The following is a 14,342-nucleotide window of genomic DNA, read 5'->3' as shown; positions in this document are numbered from 1 at the left end:
CTAGTCACGAAGCCCGTCTTGCGAGGGACTAGTTGACGGTCTGACGCTCGGGCCAAGGCTTACCTTGAGCGATGTCAAAGTCAGGTCAGCTTCCTCATCGGAGATTACACTGCCATCTTCCACGTGAGGGGTGAGATAGATGACGTTGACCGTTCCGCAACCCGTGATCGACCGTTTGTCCGCTTACGATGCCGCGCTGGATCCCATCGGGGAAATCGAAGTGTCAGGAGAGTTGCTCGCGGCACTGCCGAACTCGGAATTGCTGACCGCTGCCGAGAGAAAAGGCGTACACGCGGAACTATCGGCTCTCCGGTTTAGTCCCCGGTACGGGGTGGAATCGGGGCGCTGGGGGATTTACTGGCACGAGCTGACGAGCGCAGTTTTGGATGACGGCACCGAAATGCTCTCTCCGGATGTGACCGAGATTGACGAGGAAATATTAGTCTACTGGATGGATCGATCCCAGCGGGCGCGGCACCCAGTTCTTCGCGCGAGGTACGCCGATCTGGCTTGGGAAATCGGTCGCTATTCGCGGGCACAGGCGAAACGGCGAGGCGCTGCGGGGGGCCTCGCCATTCCGGTTACGCTCTGCCATCGGGCCATCGACTCCTACCTAGATGTCGTCAGCGGCAACCTGTTTAAAGAAGAGCCCCGCGCCTGGATCTACCTAGCCCGCGCCATAGAACTCGCGATCAGCCTCCGGGACCAGTCGCGGATAGAGCAGGCGAAGGCTGCCCTGTTCGGGCTCAACCGGCACTTTGATGCCCGCGGGCAGCAGTGGATGTGGTGGAAGTTCGATGAACTGGTCTGGAATCACGGCAAGAGTCTGGAACTGGGGGTTGGGGAACGCAAGCAGGCCATCGATCTACTTGAGAGCGTGTTGGCTAGGTGTTCGGACTATTCGGACACCAAGAACTTTGATCCTCATAACGCCATGTCAGCAGCGGATTGCCTTGAGCGTTGGCGAACTCAGTCGAATGCACTCGCCGAAGCACGCAGAGCTATGGCGACGGCTGCACTCGCCTTCGAGGAAGCTGCCAAGCGGGCCGGTGGCATGACGGCCATTGCCTGGCTTGAGGATCTGATCCCACGATACCGCCAAGCGGGCATGCTGGAGGATGCCGCCCGAGTGGAGCAGACAATCCGACAAAGGGCGGTTGATGCCCAAGCCGAAATGAAATCGGTCGAAACTTCGGTGAATATCCCGGCAGACGAAATGGAACAATGGGTGGCCCAGTTCCTTATGGGTTCCGTGGCCGAGGCAATGGCCCGGGTCGCACGACAATTTGTCATTCGGGAGGAAGCAACCAAGACTGCTTTGCGCGATATGTGCGCAGAAGCACCGCTGCTTTCCATGATGTCGTGCACCATCGTCAATTCAGACGGCTTTACAACCGCGACGGTCGGCTCCATTGAGGACGACTTGGATGGCCGCGCACTCCAGCATGCGGCGACAATGTTCAGTTGGAAAGCGTCTTGGCTCCACCTGATATTCGACCGAATTCGGGAGAAATACGCACTGGATGCCGACGGAATTGTTGGACTGGTTCAGGAGTGCGCCAGCTTTGTGCCGGAGCGTATGTCCCTAGTACACGGCGGTGTGGCTGCATGGATCGCCGGGGATGCCGTCAAAGCGATCCATGTCTTGGTCCCGCAGATCGAAGCGGCTCTCCGAAACCTGTTAGCTGCGTTGGGCGGCGCGATAATGGTACGTGATCCGGATGTCGGCGGATTCAAGGCCATCGGACTAGGACAGGTCCTTACCCACCATATTTTCCTCGATAGAGTACCCCGGGATATTCGTTTCCACCTGCGCGCTCTGTATAACGATCCTAGAGGGCTGAATCTACGAAACGAACTGGCCCACGGCTTGGTTCGTCCAGAATTACTGAATATGGGGCTAGCCAACTGGGTTATGCATACTGTAATTCTCCTAAGTCTGCTTCGCGTTGAGAGAGCCTGAGTTCGAGTTTTCCGTTGAAGAGACGTGTGCGTAACGCGTAAAACACTCCTGGCTGAAAGAGCACGGGCGCTGAACAAGGGGAACACGCGCCTGACGTAGCAATGATCGTCGGTAGCCAATTGCGGCTTCTTTGGATGATCCAGGGCGATTTTTTGCTCAACTCCCCTCTCCATTTGGGTGCGGGCGTGTGAAAAACACCACCACGGCGTTCATGCGGGTTTACCCGCTAGCGATTTAACACCCCCTACACCCTGCGGGAAGGCCCGCCAAGGCCACCAGACGGCCCGCCACAGACGTGCGCGCGACTGGTTGAGTATCGGACGGGTCCGGCGTGCGGCAGGCCGTTACAGGGCTTTTTTTGGTTCAGGCCGCAACGGACGCGCACCGGTTGCCAAACCGCAGTCACGAAGCACCGCTTTCCTGCCGTGTAGCACGGCTTCGACATTGCGCACCCGTCCTTGACACACCGGAACATCGCCATGTCACCGCGATGCGCCTTGATGGTCTGGCCGACCGCGCCCGCAGGCAGGATACGACCGAGCGCCGCGCATTGGTTGCACATGCAACGGATCAGCCACCGGCAGGCTTCGCGCGCCCTCGGCCACTGCCAACCGTACCCGCGTTCGTTTGAATTGCCGCGCCTGCCATCGGCATCCGTAGTGCGGTCACGGACGGCTGGCAGGCATGTCAGGCCGCTTTCGCGATGCCGAATAGTCTGGTGCGTTCACGCCGATAAATTCCGTCCGGGTCGCTTTCGAGCAAACGCTCGGCCGTCCGCTCGGCCGTCTGCAAAATTTCAGTGGCGTGCGTGCGTGCGTGCGTGCCGATGCCGGGGTGAGATCGGGCTGGCGCATTAACGTTTGCAATTGCGCCAACAATTCGCCGAGCCGTTCGCCAACTGCTTCGACCTCGGAAGAATTCCATATTTCGGTTACGTGCAGCCGCCCATTCCAGCCACGATCTTCCCTGTAGTGCGTGCAGCGTGCGGCATGCCTGAGGCAGTCAACCATCAGCTTGATCCGCGCCGATGTATCGTGCAGGGATGCGGGACTGCTGTTTTCAAGCGACCGGATCAGATGCCCTTCGCGTCCGTCGATTGCGGCAATGGAAGGCGCTTGCCTCGACGGCGGTTTGTGGCGCCGCGTTCGTCTCTCTCAGCGCAGCTGTATTCGGCGTCGACGCGTGGACGGCCTTTTTCTCCTTCCTGCCGAATTTCAACAGAATCGCCGTCGAGCACAGCCATAAGCTGTGGACGGGGGATGCCGATCCTCTTCGGCGCCGCCAGGCTCGCCGGCCTGTCTGTCGACGGTGCGTATGCCATGCATGCCGCCGTCGCCATCCCGGCAGCCTGCGCGATGGCTTATCTGTGGCTCAAGGACGCGCGGTTCGAGTTGCGCGCTGCCTTGCTGGCGATCACGACGCTTCTCGTCCAACCATATTTCATTTACTACGACTTTGCATGGCTGGCGCTCCCAATCGCGTTCATCCTTCGCGATGCAGACCGGCTAGCGCTGACCCGACTCGAGATGCGGACGCTCGCCGCTGCCTGGGCGATGCCGGCCCTTGGCTTTTTCGCGGAGCGACTCGATATCCCGATCGAGTTTGGGATGCCCGTTCTGGTGGCACTTCCAGCAATGATCTTGCGCCGCCACTTTGCTAAACAATCGGCATAACAGAGCAACGTCGCCAGCCAAACGCGCTGTTGTTGGACTGAAAAAAACACCGTCTCAGGGCCTGTGTCAGCGACCGCTATCGCTCCGAGATCTTTGGCTGGTGAGGGCCTTCATGCAATCGCCCTGTGCACAAACAATCCTCAACAAACAAATCAGACCCATCTGATTGACTCTGCTTTCCTGTTCACGCTAGCGTCGCGTGGGGCGATTCGCACCCATTTATCAGGAGAGGAATCAAATGAGCAACGATCAGCACAAGGAAGTGCCGACCGATCTTTTTGCCACCATCTGCTCGCTTACGGAGCGCGGGGGACGGGTCACTACGGCCACTAGCGGTCTTGAAGTAATCGGGCTTGGCATTGCCCGCGTCGGCGACGTTTTAACCTACGAGGACGGCAGTGAGGCCGCCATTATCGACGGCGCGGGCTCTGCCGCCATGCGGGATGACGCGCCGTTTGCCCTGGTCGGCTCCCGTCTGAACAACGGCGACACGATCACAGAAACATTGCAGGATGAATGGGGCATCACGGTTCGCGGTGGTGAACAGATTCCCAGCCAGATCGAACCGGCCTGGACGCTGCCCCCGACCGTCGCCATTCAGGACGGGAGTACGCATGCGTAAGGCCGCGGTCCGCGACGGCGACCCGACAACAACGGGCGGGTATGTCATTGGCACTTCGACCCGCATTAACGATAAGGGGAAGAAGGTTGCCCTGACTGACGATCACGCCACCTGTGGTAACTGCAAGGGTACATACAGGATATTCGGGACCGGCAAGGGGCTGTCCGACATGAAGCGGGCAGTGGTTGTCGATGGCGATTCCGTACTTTGTCCGTGCGGAAAGAATCAGGTCATCGTTGGCAGCAATCCCGGAATATGGCTCGAAGCAGGCCCAGGCGCGGGACGCACAAAAGAGCCAAACACCGTTTTCGGCGATACCTCTGCTGCGTCTACCTTAGTCACGTTTGATGAGCAACTGCGCGCCGCCGGTGCCGGTGCGTCCGAGGGCTTTCCGTATTTCATCGAATTGGCGGACGGTCGGACGTTCTCCGGGCGGCTCGATTCGAGCTGCGCACTGCCGCGCATGACGACCGGCGCGAATGCCGACGATTACACGGTTCATTGGGGCGACCAGGCCCTTGTAAAGCTGAACGAGGATTGAGCAATGCCGAACAAACCAACCGTAGTGCGTACTAACTCGACGCCGAATTCGGTCAAAGTAGTGCAGTTGAAAGTAGTGACGTTTCAGGAATTGTGGGCAAACTATCCGTCTGACAACCCATACGACAATCCTGTGTATAAAGACCAGTGCGCGATCCGTATGAGCGTGGCGTTTCATCGCGTCGGAATTGAGATGAAGTCGTTCTCATCGAAGCTCATTAGGCCGTTGTCGGGGCAGGCTTCAATTGGGCGAATCATTTTGGACGGGAAGGCGACCGCCACGCGCGCGAACGAACTTGGGGAGTGGCTGAAACTGCAACCATTCGCCGGTCTGGGAAAGTCGGAAAATATCACTGGGGCGGATTGGCTGTCGCGGGTCAAGGGGCGTACGGGCATCATTATGTTTGATGGCTACTGGACACGCGACGGCGAATCCGACGCAAACGCGAGTGGTGGACATATCGACTTATGGAACGGGGAAAAGTTGACGGGCTTTGGTACGGGTATGCGTGTAAGCTGGAACATCGTCATTCCCGGAATCTGGTCGGACTTCCGAGATTCGAGGACGATTCTATTTTTCCCGATCAAATGAAGCTGCTGCGAATAATCACCGGGGCCGCGCTCGGCGCTATTGGGGCGACAGTGGTCGCTTGGGGCGGACTATATCTGTTCGGAACCATTCGAGGTCCGGGTAGTTTGTTCGATACGAATCCTGACGCTGCGAACCGCTTTTTTGCCTTATGGTTCGCGCTGGTTCTGGTTGCTTCCATTGCTGCCGGCGTCAAGGCGTCACGCCGCTAACGTAGGATTTGGCTCGCGAAACCTGGCGGGCCGCTTCTTCGAAAGATCAAGCGCTGAGAAGATGCCACGCCCGTGATTCCATCGACGGGCAGTTCTACTCAAGCAAGTCGGTTCTGCGGCAAATTGACTGGACTGAGTGCACCATGGAAATGGCCGGCGGCAATTGCCGGTACAGGCATCATTATCGTGATGGTCGTCTACACGGGCTATGTCAATTCGTACCTCGATCACGAGACGCAGACCACGTCCTTCCTGAAGCGATACCCGACGTTGCAGACGAAGTTCTACGACCCGTTTGCGAACGGGGGGATGACGAGCCGATCGACCAATTGCCGCCGATCGATCGTGCGCGCTTTGCTGACTATTGCAAATACCGGTTTGGGATTGTCGATCGTAGCACCGGGGCGCTACAGGAGTGCAAAGCGAAGATTCCGGGCTATTTGCAGTAGGTGTCTACTGGCGGCCTGTGATCGAGCGAGGTCCACCAGTCGCCTGTTTGAATTATTCATGGTGCTACCGCGCCGGTCACGGCGCACGGGGGAAGCTGCGACGTGCCTTCCTTTGGCCGCCGAATGGTGCTGTACGCGCCCGACGGCAGTGTGCAGATTCGAATGAGCGACTGCGACTGCGAGCGCGATGTTGCAAGCAGAAAGTCGCCAATATCAAACTGGCTTCGTGGCGTCGAGGATTAGTCAGGTGGCGCGAAAGTAGAAACCCGCTGCAAAGTTCACCCTGCGATCCGACGGAAAGCACGCGATAGGCGCGACGACAACATGATCGACGCGAGTTATGCAGAATCACGCTACCAACGCACCTCGCTCGGCCAACAGATGACGAAGAATGCTTCGGTGGCACCGGCTTTCGTCGTCGCAATAGCAGCCGACGGAGAAGTTGGTCGTTTGTGATAGCGCGGCCAGCAGGTCCAGCACCTTGCTGGTATTGCTGTCGCTCATTTCGGCCCGGAATTTCCGCGCAAACCGATCCCAATCGGCAGTGCTCCTAGCTTCCTTGCCCTCAGCCATCAGTTCTGCACTGGGCGACAGATTGGGGAGCCAGACATCGTAATAGTCCCGGCTGCCAAACTCGGCCTTCGGTACGCCGCGCGGCGGCCGTCGAACGGTACCGATGCGCACGCCTTCGTCAACTGCGCGAGGTGATCCGAGTTGGACAATGCGGATGCTCATATTTTCCCCTCCAAAACGCCTACCAGTTGCCACCTGACGCGGGCCAAAAGCTCTGGCAGCGCCGGTCTTCGATAAGTATCCTCTTGAATCATAAAGTTTCGGGCGCTTTCTTTTGCCTACTTTCTTTGTCCTCCAAGGGGAGTGTAGTGGTTCAGCGATCTTCTCAATTCCTGAAAGACCACTTCCCAACATCACATGGTTCTCTTCAAGCACGAAAGCCGATAACGTTATCGGCATCCCCACCATAGGTATCCGCGAGAAACAGGAGCCGTTCAATGATCCGCCCACACGAATATTCGAGCGACATAGCCTTCACGCCGACGGTAAAAGCGATCCAGACCCGCAAGGGCTCACGGTCGGCCTACGCTCGCATGGAATCGGAACGCGGCTGGCAAACCCGCCTCACGCTGGAGGCAATAAATTTCATCGAACGTCAAACGAGTGTCTTCTTCGCCACCGCAAACGACGAAGGCCAGCCCTACATTCAGCATCGCGGCGGCCCCGCTGGCTTTTTGCATGTGCTCGACGACCGCACGATCGCGTTCGCCGATTTCGCCGGCAATCGCCAATACATCACGCTGGGTAATCTCGTCGACAATCCGAAGGCGTACCTGTTCCTGATCGACTACGCACACCAGCGGCGCATCAAGATCTGGGGCGAGGCGCGCGTGGTCGAAGACGATCCCGCACTGCTGGCGAAGCTGATGCCGCAAGGCTATAAAGCCCGTGGCGAACGCGCGATCGTGATGGCGGTGGGCGCGTGGGACGTGAACTGTCCGCAGCACATCCCGCAACGTTTCGATGCTGCGGACGTGGCTGCCGCACTGGACGAACGCGATCGGCGCATCGAGGCACTCGAGGCGGAACTCGCGCAATTGCGGGAAGCGCCGCACGCGTGATCTGACGCGGGCTTCGACCCGCTATGATGGTGTCAACGTCACTCGGCCGCCACCGTCATGCAGTGATGCCGGTTGCGCCGTGGTTGGCTTGCGCTCTTTCAAGCTTCCGCTGCACGCACCCGCAATGCCGTCCATCGCACCGTCGCGAGGATCGACGCCTCCGTGCGCCACGATCGGCGAATCCGCACGCAACATCTCGCCCGACAAAAGATGCTCGCGGACGTTCAGCGCAAGTAGAATCGCACGAATTCCCGTGATCACATCAGGAGAGCGCCGATGACAACGCGTGAAGCGAGGCCGATTGCGGCCACCGTCTATCGTGGCGACGCGATCGAAAATACGCATGCCGCCCATGTCGCCGTGGTCGACGAAGAAGGCCGCTTGCTGTACCAGTTCGGCGATCCGTTGCGGATCACGCTGGCGCGTTCAGCGGCCAAGCCCGCGCAGGCACTTGCGGTCGTGGAGACCGGCGCGCTGGAACGTTTCGGTTTCGACGATGCGGATCTCGCGCTGATGTGCGGCTCGCATAGCAGCGAAGAGCGGCATATCGAGCGCACGCGGCAGATGCTCGCAAAGGCGCACGCGAGCGAAGCCGACCTGCGTTGCGGTGGTCATGCGCCGTTATCGGACGCGGTCTACCGCGCGTGGATCAGGCGCGACTTCGTGCCGGGCGCCGTATGCAGCAACTGTTCCGGCAAGCACGCGGGCATGCTTGCCGGCGCGCAGGCCATCGGCGCGGCGCTAAAGGACTATCACCTGCCCGGGCATCCGTTGCAGGTGCGCGTGAAGCATACCGTCGCCGATGTTTGCGATCTTCCGGACGACGGCGTGCAGTGGGCGATCGACGGTTGTAATCTGCCGACGCCCGCCTTTCCGCTCGATCGCCTCGCGCGCCTCTTTGCGAAGCTTGCCGATGCCGCCGGTCATGACGCCGCCTCCGTTTCGGCTTCGTCACGTACCGCAGCGCTCGCGCGCATCTATCGCGCGATGACCACGCATCCCGAACTGGTGGCAGGCGAGGGGCGTTTCTGTACGGTGTTGATGCGAGCCTTTGACGGCGAACTCGTCGGCAAGGTCGGCGCTGACGGCAGTTATGCGATCGGTGTTCGCGCATCCGGGCAGACCGCGCGGCTCGGCGCCAAAGGGGCACTCGGCATTGCGCTGAAGGTCGAGGACGGCAACCTGATGGTGCTGTACGCGCTTGCCGCGGACCTGCTTGCGCAACTCGGCATCGGCAGCGCGCTGCAACGTGCCACGTTCGACGCATTCCGCAGACCGCCGATGCGCAACACGATGGGCATCGAGACCGGACATCTTTCGATCACGCTCGCACTCGAACCGGGTTCGCAGTAAGGGCGGGTACACGAGCGTTTGCCAACGCGTCGTGTATGCGATCGTCAAGCGGGTTTCGCGCCGTCCGGATCGGCCGCTTTAAAGCGACTTTGCACGGCAATGAGCTGATCGTCGCTGGTGGCAACGAGCCATAAGCGCGCTCGGTCAACCATATGCCGGTTATGGTCCTTCAATGGACCCATCGAGACGCCGGCTTTCCATGCCACCGGCGCGACGCGACTCGTTCTTCCGGACGGCGTGCCGACCAGCAGGCAATAAGGTCCAAGCGGAATCGATACGAGTGGCAGAGCGGGGCTGGCGCGCACTCGCCAATCGATAAACGGTGCTTCGCTAAAGAGCAGTGGTGTGGGTAAGCCATGCAGCACAGTGAAGTCGTAAAGCGCCAGTTGCTCGCGCATACCGACATACACCTGCCGAATATCCGCGACCATCGCGGCGCGGATTTCATCGTCGAACATCGCTTCCTGCGCGTAGCGTGCCATCGCCTGCTGGGCATCGAGCTGATAGGCGCTAAAAATACCAAGCTCGACGCAATCGTGCACGGCGCGTTGCACCTCGGCAGCCGACCCCGCGTCTCCCGGTTTGCCGAGCTGGGCGGCGTGCAGGAAACGGGCGAGACCGGCCTCCTGAATGGCGGGACCCTCGACCTTCGGATCGTCGACGGCGTCTTTGCCGAGCGCCACGTAGATGTATTTTTCCGCGGCGAAACGCGACTTCTTGCCGTCGTCGAACCTGATTTCGCCGTCCACGCAGTCGAGATAGCGCGTGCCGATCCGGCCATGCTCCCACACGTAATTCTTCAGGAAGGGACGTAACGGATGCAGCGTGTCGTGGTCAGTCATTGCCAACTCCCGTGCCGCAGTGAGGTTTCCGGATGTTCGCACAACATCGCGGCGTTGCACAGAAACCTCTTTAACCGTCGAGTGGGTCAATCAGGCCGTGAATGAGGAGGATGCGCACGTGTTGGGTCATGGAGTACCGTTTCGTCCGTACTGTCGATAGCCGCCGCGTTCGTCGAGCCGCTCGAAATACGCGGAGACTGCAGGGAGTGCCGGGCGTGCAAACGGCGTGCCGAACCAACGATTCACCGACAGTCCGATCGGAATGTCGGCTAGCGTAAAGTGCTCTCCGGCAACAAACTGTCCGGTCGATTGAAGTTGCCGGTCCAGGATTGTCATGTGTTTCGACCAGCTTGCGCAAGACATGGCAAGCGCTTGCTGATCCTGATGCAACGGCGATTGTCTGACCAGCGCGAGGAACGCATAACTCCATGAGCGGTTCAGATCGGCCGCTTGCCAATCGATCCGTTGATCGATTTCGATCTCCAGATCAGGCAACGCAAATAAACTAATAACAAACGAAAGGCCATCACGCAAAAAACCAGAAAAATACACGCCAGGCAAGATAAAAAAACCCAAAAAAAATCTAAAAAATAAACCGTTACCTACGGTTACAGAATCGACAGCACCGTTTCACCTACTGCCTAAAGCGGCTCCTAGAATTCACGTCGATCGACCGCGGCGTCGTCAGAGCCGCTCGCAAAGTGGCGAACCCGCCCGTATCGGTGTTTTGAAAGCTTCCACTCCAAGGAGAACATATGATCCGCTTGCCTCTCGTCGTCACCAGTGCCTGCATGGCCAGCCTTCTGGTCGTCGCTACCGCAGCCAGCGCTCAAACTTCGCCGTCAGCGGCAACGCCGGAAACCGGCCGGCTGCATGCCGCCGATCAGGCATTCATCACCGACGCAACCAAGGCCGTCTCGACGCAACGCGATGCCGCACGCATCGCCGCGTCGCGCTCCACCGATAGGGAAGTCAAGGCCTTCGCCGAACGCGTGTCGAACGACAACGCCAAATTGTCGGAGGCACTGCGCGCGGCTAGCCCGCGCGGCGTCGACGTGCCGAAGAACGATCCGGACACGGCGGTGCTCGCGAGCATCAACAACCTGCGCGGCGCCGACTTCGACAAGGCCTATATCGAACAGGTCGCGCTTGCCGGCGAGCAAAAAGCGCTGTCGGCATTCCAGGCGGAAATCGCTTCGGGTCGCGACGAGCAATTGAAGGACGCGGCGAAGAAAGCGCTGCCGACCATCCAGGAACACTACGCAATGGCTCAGGAACTCGCCAAGCGTAAGCACCTCGCAGCACAGTAAAGCTCGGGGCGCGTCACGTTGCGGCGTGACGCGCGCCATCACACGGTTTCAGCGATAGCAATCCCCGTTCCGCACACATATTCATATCGCATGGTTGCGGCAGTTCGAATGCGTGCTTTTCGGCGATAATCGGCTTCATTCTTTCGAGCCCGGCTTGCGTGGCGTTTAGCGCGGTACAGGCGGTTCGAAAGCTGTCTTCCGATTCCATCCGCATTCAATAAAAGCTCGCCCCATGAGCAAGCCTGCCAATCTGCCGCAACAGTTGGACAACATGCTTCGGCAAGCCGTGGCGCTTCAGCAGAACGGCGCATTCGCCGAGGCCGAAGAACTCTATCGCGAGATTCTCGAACTCAAACCACGTCATGTCGACGCGCTGCAACTGCTGGGCGCGCTTGCGCTGCAAGCGGGCCGGCTGCCGGAGGGCATCGACCTGCTCAGGAAAGCCATCGCCACCAATGCGAAACAGGCGCCGGTCCATTCGAATCTCGCTTATGCGCTCAATGCGCTGCAGCGTTTCGATGAAGGCCTCGCGAGTGCCAATCGCGCGCTGGCGCTCCAGGCCAATTTCCCCGACGCATTGAACAATCGCGGTAACGCGCAGGCCGGGCTCAATTTACCGGCCGAGGCGCTTGGCAGTTTTGATCGCGCAATCGCCTTGATGCCGGATTTCGCGCAGGCCTGGAATAATCGCGCCTGCGTGCTTCGCGATCTGGGCCGTCCCACCGATGCATTGGCAAGCTGCGACCGCGCACTCGCACTGCAGCCGAACTATCCCGACGCCTGGAGCAATCGCGGCAATGCACTCAGCGATCTGAACCAGCCGCAAGAAGCACAACTCAGCTATCGGCGCGCGCTTGAACTTGCGCCCGCGTTTGCCGACGCCTGGAACAATCTCGGCCTGACCCAGATCGATCTCAACGAGCATGCGCAAGCGTTGATCAGCTACGAGCGCGCGCTGGCGGTGAATCCTGCGTCTGCCGAGACGCATTGGAACGAAGCGCTGTGTCTGCTGCAAATGGGGCGGCTCGAAGCGGGGTGGCAAAAGTACGAATGGCGTTGGGAGCGCAGCCGGATCCGGGAAAGCAAGCGCCGTTTTGCCGAACCTCTCTGGTTGGGCGATTTTCCGCTCGACGGCAAAACGATTCTCTTGCACGCGGAGCAGGGCTTGGGCGACACGCTACAGTTTTGCCGCTATGCCGCGTTGGTGTCGAAGCTCGGCGCGAAGGTCGTGCTCGAAGTACCGCCGGAGTTGATGCGGCTCATGTCCACGCTCGACGGCGTGGATCAATGGGTCGAATCTGGACAGGCGCTGCCGCCGTTCGATTGTCACTGTCCGTTGCTGAGTCTGCCGCTCGCGTTCAAGACCGATATCGCGAGCATTCCGTCGAACACCCCCTATCTGTTCGCCGATGCCCAGGCCGCCAGGCAGTGGCGCGACCGTATCGAAGCGCAAGCAGGCGACCGTTTGAAAGTCGGACTGGTTTGGGCCGGTGGAAATCGGCCGCACATCGCCGAGCTCCGCAAGAACGACGCGCGCCGTTCGATCACATTCGAGCGGCTCGCGCCGATTCTCGACGTGCCGAACGTGCAGTTTTTCAGCCTGCAAAAAGGTCCGGCGACACAGCAACTGTCCGGCGACGAATCGAACCGCCGCATCGTCGACTACACGGAAGAGCTCAATGATTTCGCCGACACCGCTGCGCTGGTGGCGAACCTCGACCTGGTGATTTCGGTGGACACGTCCACCGCGCATCTGGCCGGGGCGATGGACAAGCCCGTATGGATTCTGAATCGCTTCGACACCTGCTGGCGCTGGATGCTCGAGCGCACGGATACGCCGTGGTATCCGCGCGCGACCCTGTTCCGGCAGCCTGCATTGGGCGATTGGGACAGCGCGATTCAAGCCGCGCGCGACGCGTTGACCGCGTTAGGTGCGCCGGCCGGCGCGTGAATCGGCGCGCGGCGCGAGGCCGCGAGGCGTCCGATGCGTTTATGCAGACGCGAGTAGACTGAACGTTCGTTTACCGGCGGCTAAGCAATGGAGATTCTGCAATGGAATACAGACATTTGGGTGCGTCCGGCTTCAAGGTGCCGGCGCTGAGTTTCGGTACGGGCACATTCGGCGGCAAGGGCGAGTTTTTCGAAGCCTGGGGGGCGACGGATGTCGCCGAAGCGCGTCGTTTGATCGACATCTGCTTCGATGCGGGCGTCACCATGTTCGACAGTGCCGACATCTATTCGAACGGCGCGTCGGAGTCGGTGCTCGGCGAAGCGCTCAAGGGCGGCAAGCGCGACAAGGCGATCATCTCGACCAAGGCGACGTTCCGCTTCGACGAGGGTCCGAACAACGTCGGCTCGTCGCGCTTTCATCTGATTCAGGCCGTCGATGCGGCGCTCAAGCGTCTGCAAACCGACTACATCGACCTGTTCCAGTTGCACGGTTTCGACGCGAAAACGCCGATCGCCGAAGTCATGTCCACGCTCGACGATCTCGTGCGCGCCGGCAAGATCCGCTACACCGGCGTGTCGAATTTCTCCGGCTGGCACTTGATGAAATCGCAGGACACCGCGGATCGCTACGGCTATCCGCGCTACGTCGCGAATCAGACCTACTACTCGCTCGTCGGCCGCGATTACGAGTGGGAGTTGATGCCGCTCGGCCTCGATCAAGGCGTGGGCGCGGTGGTGTGGAGTCCGCTCGGCTGGGGCCGGCTTACCGGCAAGCTCAAGCGCGGCCAGCCGCTGCCGGATACGAGCCGTCTGCATAAAACTGCCGACATGGGGCCGCCGGTGCCGGACGAGTATCTGTTCCGCGTGCTCGATGCGATCGACGAGGTCGCCGCCGAAACCGGCAAGACGGTGCCGCAGATTGCGCTGAACTGGCTGCTGCAGCGTCCGACGGTGTCCACCGTGCTGATCGGCGCGCGCAACGAAGAACAGTTGCGGCAGAACCTCGGCGCGGTCGGCTGGAATCTGACGTCTGAACAGGTGGCCCGGCTCGACGCCGCCAGCGCCGTCCGTCCGGCTTATCCGTACTGGCATCAGGAAGGATTCGCCGAACGCAATCCGAAGGCGGTTTAAGCACATCGCGGTCAGCGCCGACGCGCTCCGGCCTGACGTCATGTCATCGATTCGCCAACCAGTTCGCCGTGAAC

General features: G+C 60.1%; 13 protein-coding genes and 2 pseudogenes. 12 read left to right on the top strand and 3 right to left on the bottom strand.

The features are described from left to right. Positions 1 to 139 precede the first annotated feature (139 nt). From SB772_RS27320 to SB772_RS27290, 7 genes and pseudogenes are all read left to right on the top strand, one after another. Positions 140 to 1,963: a DUF4209 domain-containing protein gene (locus tag SB772_RS27320; protein WP_410836289.1), complete on the top strand. Its 1,824-nt coding sequence runs from the start codon at positions 140 to 142 to the stop codon at positions 1,961 to 1,963. Between the two features lie 1,027 nt (positions 1,964 to 2,990). After that, positions 2,991 to 3,182 (top strand): annotated as a pseudogene (locus SB772_RS27315) (glycosyltransferase 87 family protein); the annotation flags it as partial. Positions 3,183 to 3,222: 40 nt separating this feature from the next. Beyond that, positions 3,223 to 3,636 carry a hypothetical protein gene (locus tag SB772_RS27310; protein ID WP_410836336.1) on the top strand — a complete coding sequence of 138 codons (414 nt, stop codon included), beginning with the start codon at positions 3,223 to 3,225 and terminating at the stop codon, positions 3,634 to 3,636. Between the two features lie 238 nt (positions 3,637 to 3,874). Next, positions 3,875 to 4,258, top strand: a complete 384-nt coding sequence (locus SB772_RS27305) for a PAAR domain-containing protein (protein ID WP_410836288.1) — start codon at positions 3,875 to 3,877, stop codon at positions 4,256 to 4,258. Continuing rightward, positions 4,251 to 4,799, top strand: a complete 549-nt coding sequence (locus SB772_RS27300; RefSeq protein WP_410836287.1) for a PAAR domain-containing protein — start codon at positions 4,251 to 4,253, stop codon at positions 4,797 to 4,799. The genes SB772_RS27305 and SB772_RS27300 overlap by 8 nt, the downstream gene beginning before the upstream one ends. 3 nt (positions 4,800 to 4,802) lie before the next feature. Then, a complete protein-coding gene (locus SB772_RS27295; protein ID WP_410836286.1) occupies positions 4,803 to 5,390 on the top strand; it encodes a type VI secretion system amidase effector protein Tae4 in 588 nt (195 codons plus the stop codon). After that, the gene (locus SB772_RS27290; protein ID WP_410836285.1) at positions 5,387 to 5,599 is read left to right on the top strand and encodes a hypothetical protein; all 213 of its coding nucleotides are present in this window, start codon (positions 5,387 to 5,389) and stop codon (positions 5,597 to 5,599) included. Before SB772_RS27295 ends, SB772_RS27290 begins: the two co-directional genes overlap by 4 nt. 797 nt (positions 5,600 to 6,396) lie before the next feature. Here SB772_RS27290 and SB772_RS27285 read toward each other — a convergent pair. Continuing rightward, positions 6,397 to 6,783 carry a DUF488 domain-containing protein gene (locus tag SB772_RS27285; protein ID WP_410836284.1) on the bottom strand — a complete coding sequence of 129 codons (387 nt, stop codon included), beginning with the start codon at positions 6,781 to 6,783 and terminating at the stop codon, positions 6,397 to 6,399. A 275-nt stretch (positions 6,784 to 7,058) separates the two neighbouring features. On the opposite strand from SB772_RS27285, the gene SB772_RS27280 reads away from it, so the two are divergent. Then, positions 7,059 to 7,682, top strand: coding sequence for a pyridoxamine 5'-phosphate oxidase family protein (locus tag SB772_RS27280; RefSeq protein ID WP_410836283.1), 624 nt, complete (start codon positions 7,059 to 7,061; stop codon positions 7,680 to 7,682). Positions 7,683 to 7,958: 276 nt separating this feature from the next. Continuing rightward, complete coding sequence (locus tag SB772_RS27275; RefSeq protein ID WP_410836282.1) at positions 7,959 to 9,035, top strand: asparaginase; 1,077 nt, start codon at positions 7,959 to 7,961, stop codon at positions 9,033 to 9,035. A gap of 44 nt (positions 9,036 to 9,079) precedes the next feature. Here SB772_RS27275 and SB772_RS27270 read toward each other — a convergent pair whose 3' ends face one another. Both SB772_RS27270 and SB772_RS27265 read right to left on the bottom strand, forming a co-directional pair. Further along, the gene (locus SB772_RS27270) at positions 9,080 to 9,877 is read right to left on the bottom strand and encodes a hypothetical protein (RefSeq protein ID WP_410836281.1); all 798 of its coding nucleotides are present in this window, start codon (positions 9,875 to 9,877) and stop codon (positions 9,080 to 9,082) included. Between the two features lie 126 nt (positions 9,878 to 10,003). Next, positions 10,004 to 10,375 (bottom strand): annotated as a pseudogene (locus SB772_RS27265) (glutathione S-transferase); the annotation flags it as partial. A 257-nt stretch (positions 10,376 to 10,632) separates the two neighbouring features. On the opposite strand from SB772_RS27265, the gene SB772_RS27260 reads away from it, so the two are divergent. The 3 genes from SB772_RS27260 (at position 10,633) to SB772_RS27250 (ending at position 14,268) form a co-directional block, all read left to right on the top strand. Then, positions 10,633 to 11,187 carry a DUF4142 domain-containing protein gene (locus SB772_RS27260; protein WP_410836280.1) on the top strand — a complete coding sequence of 185 codons (555 nt, stop codon included), beginning with the start codon at positions 10,633 to 10,635 and terminating at the stop codon, positions 11,185 to 11,187. 232 nt (positions 11,188 to 11,419) lie between these two features. Next, entirely contained in the window at positions 11,420 to 13,138 is a 1,719-nt protein-coding gene (locus SB772_RS27255; protein WP_410836279.1) for a tetratricopeptide repeat protein, read from the top strand. 101 nt (positions 13,139 to 13,239) lie between these two features. Then, a complete protein-coding gene (locus SB772_RS27250; RefSeq protein WP_410836278.1) occupies positions 13,240 to 14,268 on the top strand; it encodes an aldo/keto reductase in 1,029 nt (342 codons plus the stop codon). Positions 14,269 to 14,342: the final 74 nt, after the last annotated feature.

The organism is Paraburkholderia sp. SIMBA_030 (assembly GCF_046535245.1).
Taxonomy (GTDB): domain Bacteria; phylum Pseudomonadota; class Gammaproteobacteria; order Burkholderiales; family Burkholderiaceae; genus Paraburkholderia.
Note: the sequence above shows the minus strand (reverse complement) of the source record. Positions and strands in the feature narration are given on the sequence as shown.

What these genes read in the sequence shown, in the direction of transcription:
- SB772_RS27320 (WP_410836289.1), top strand. Translation starts at nt 140, where the DNA reads ATGACGTTGACCGTTCCGCAACCCGTGATCGACCGTTTGTCCGCTTAC.
- SB772_RS27310 (WP_410836336.1), top strand. Translation starts at nt 3,223, where the DNA reads ATGCCGATCCTCTTCGGCGCCGCCAGGCTCGCCGGCCTGTCTGTCGAC.
- SB772_RS27305 (WP_410836288.1), top strand. Translation starts at nt 3,875, where the DNA reads ATGAGCAACGATCAGCACAAGGAAGTGCCGACCGATCTTTTTGCCACC.
- SB772_RS27300 (WP_410836287.1), top strand. Translation starts at nt 4,251, where the DNA reads ATGCGTAAGGCCGCGGTCCGCGACGGCGACCCGACAACAACGGGCGGG.
- SB772_RS27295 (WP_410836286.1), top strand. Translation starts at nt 4,803, where the DNA reads ATGCCGAACAAACCAACCGTAGTGCGTACTAACTCGACGCCGAATTCG.
- SB772_RS27290 (WP_410836285.1), top strand. Translation starts at nt 5,387, where the DNA reads ATGAAGCTGCTGCGAATAATCACCGGGGCCGCGCTCGGCGCTATTGGG.
- SB772_RS27285 (WP_410836284.1), bottom strand. Translation starts at nt 6,783, where the DNA reads ATGAGCATCCGCATTGTCCAACTCGGATCACCTCGCGCAGTTGACGAA.
- SB772_RS27280 (WP_410836283.1), top strand. Translation starts at nt 7,059, where the DNA reads ATGATCCGCCCACACGAATATTCGAGCGACATAGCCTTCACGCCGACG.
- SB772_RS27275 (WP_410836282.1), top strand. Translation starts at nt 7,959, where the DNA reads ATGACAACGCGTGAAGCGAGGCCGATTGCGGCCACCGTCTATCGTGGC.
- SB772_RS27270 (WP_410836281.1), bottom strand. Translation starts at nt 9,877, where the DNA reads ATGACTGACCACGACACGCTGCATCCGTTACGTCCCTTCCTGAAGAAT.
- SB772_RS27260 (WP_410836280.1), top strand. Translation starts at nt 10,633, where the DNA reads ATGATCCGCTTGCCTCTCGTCGTCACCAGTGCCTGCATGGCCAGCCTT.
- SB772_RS27255 (WP_410836279.1), top strand. Translation starts at nt 11,420, where the DNA reads ATGAGCAAGCCTGCCAATCTGCCGCAACAGTTGGACAACATGCTTCGG.
- SB772_RS27250 (WP_410836278.1), top strand. Translation starts at nt 13,240, where the DNA reads ATGGAATACAGACATTTGGGTGCGTCCGGCTTCAAGGTGCCGGCGCTG.